Source organism: Dyella sp. S184 (assembly GCF_009766065.1).
GTDB lineage: Bacteria > Pseudomonadota > Gammaproteobacteria > Xanthomonadales > Rhodanobacteraceae > Rhodanobacter.
Genome location: NZ_LMUE01000016.1, coordinates 1 through 1,795, shown reverse-complemented (window position 1 = coordinate 1,795; position 1,795 = coordinate 1). Strand labels below are relative to the sequence as shown.

The 1,795-nt window shown below is 54.0% G+C and carries 2 protein-coding genes; both read right to left on the bottom strand.

What is annotated here, in order from left to right; translation table 11 throughout:
- Positions 1–419 precede the first annotated feature (419 nt).
- On the bottom strand, positions 420–974 hold the full coding sequence (locus GSQ75_RS17645; protein ID WP_158756202.1) for a hypothetical protein: 555 nt from the start codon (positions 972–974) through the stop codon (positions 420–422).
- 66 nt (positions 975–1,040) lie between these two features.
- Positions 1,041–1,532, bottom strand: coding sequence for a hypothetical protein (locus GSQ75_RS17640; protein WP_158756201.1), 492 nt, complete (start codon positions 1,530–1,532; stop codon positions 1,041–1,043).
- Positions 1,533–1,795: the final 263 nt, after the last annotated feature.

The following is a 1,795-nucleotide window of genomic DNA, read 5'->3' as shown; positions in this document are numbered from 1 at the left end:
CGGTACTGATCAGTGTCTGTCGAAATTGTACCGAGATGCGCATTTCGATCCCTGACGTCTAACGCTGGAGTTAAGCGGCGCCGGAGGCGTCCGCCTTGAACGAGTGGTTAGGGGCGAGGCCACCCATTAGTAGCGGCCAAACCGGCTCCAGGCAGCACCCACTGCCAAACCCACGCCCATAAACCATACGATCGCGAAGTTTCCAATGGCCGTGTGGCAGCCCATTGATTTGCCGGGACCTACCTTACAAGTAACGTTCGAATCATGGAGAAGGGGTACTCCGTAGCGGTATGCGATTGTGCCCGCCACGATGAATATCACAAGCAGAGAGAAGCTGAGGGCGAGCGGTCGCTTCATCGGTTGCTTCCCCCTAACGCTGGAGTTAAGCGGCGGCGGAGCCGTCCGCCTTGAACGAATTGTTATACCGCAACTTGTTCAATTGCCACGGGATCTGGAGCTGTTTTTGAACCCTCGACGAATCCATAAGCCGCAATGTCAAACGCGACGTGCGGTTCGAGTACCGGCAAGCATTGTTGGATAAGCAGTGCAGTAGCGATGGCAGCGGACTCAGCTGCAGCAGCGTACGAAAGGCCAAGGGCATTCTTGGTACGCGAGAACACTGGCTCCAATAACCTTTGCGTTGAAAGGAACTCAACATGTGGCTGGTGCTCGGGATCTTGCTTTGCACCCAGTTTGGACTTGTCTAGCGTAATACCCATATGCGCCAGCACGTTGCCTAAAATTTGAACAAGCTTCGGGCCTTGCTCGTTTGCAGCATCGGAAAATACGGCTTGGCCTGGATTGACAGAAGGTAACGGGAACGCGAACGACCGGAATAAAAATGTGCCTGCCATGCGAGCCGTTGCGGCAACCGCGGTCTCAGCGTGCACACCTTTATCGTTTTTGAGTGCCGCGATGACGAGCCCGACGAATTGCTGCGCGGCTTGCTGTTGCTCCTTGGTTGGTGCGGCCATTGCAATTCCTATGCGGTATAACGCTTGAGTTAAGCGGCGGCGAAGCCGTCCGCCTTGAACGAATTGTTAGGCCACATGACCGTCAACTTCACTCATGTAGTGCCTATCGATGATGGCCTGCCATTCCGTCCGGCAGGCGGTAAGGAAAGCACGAATCTCCATGCCATGGAATGGGCCGGAGCGGTCGTTGGACTCAAGATAGTAGTAAACCTGAAAGATTCCCTTGCCAGGCACGACACTGATGCCTTGACGATCAGACTCTCTAATGGATGTGTGAGGGCGGTCGAGAACAAAATGTTTTGAGCCGTTTGCCAGATCGGCGCACACAAGTAAGTATTGATTACTCTCGATCTCGCGCCGCAAAGCAGCCTTGTCTCTTGCGGCAAAGTAAGGATCGTTTAGCACCCAATCGCGTATGTGCCACATGCCTTGGCACGCGAATACAAGGACGTCTTGGAACGCCAGTATGCCGCCAAGGGCAGCTTCCTGATCTTTGGCGTTGACGAGATCCAGAAGGCGATCAACGCGAGCGACTTGTTCTTGGAATAGCCGCAGCATTTGATTGTGGCCTAACGCTGGAGTTAAGCGGCGGCGAAGCCGTCCGCCTTGAACGAAATGTTAGGCCTTACGCGATGTCCTTTTGCAGCCCTGAAATGCGAGTGATCTCACGCTCATAGGCATCAGGTGACGCGCTTAAGACCTGGAAAATGTAGTCTGCAACAGACTCGCAAGTTGGGAAGGTACCGGCATATAAACGTAAGCTCCCCCGTCAAGTAGACATTTCAAAAGTAGAACGGCTGGCGACTTGTTGACGGTATTCG

Coding starts and splice junctions, on each gene's coding strand:
- GSQ75_RS17645 (WP_158756202.1), bottom strand. CDS start 974: ATGGCCGCACCAACCAAGGAGCAACAGCAAGCCGCGCAGCAATTCGTC.
- GSQ75_RS17640 (WP_158756201.1), bottom strand. CDS start 1,532: ATGCTGCGGCTATTCCAAGAACAAGTCGCTCGCGTTGATCGCCTTCTG.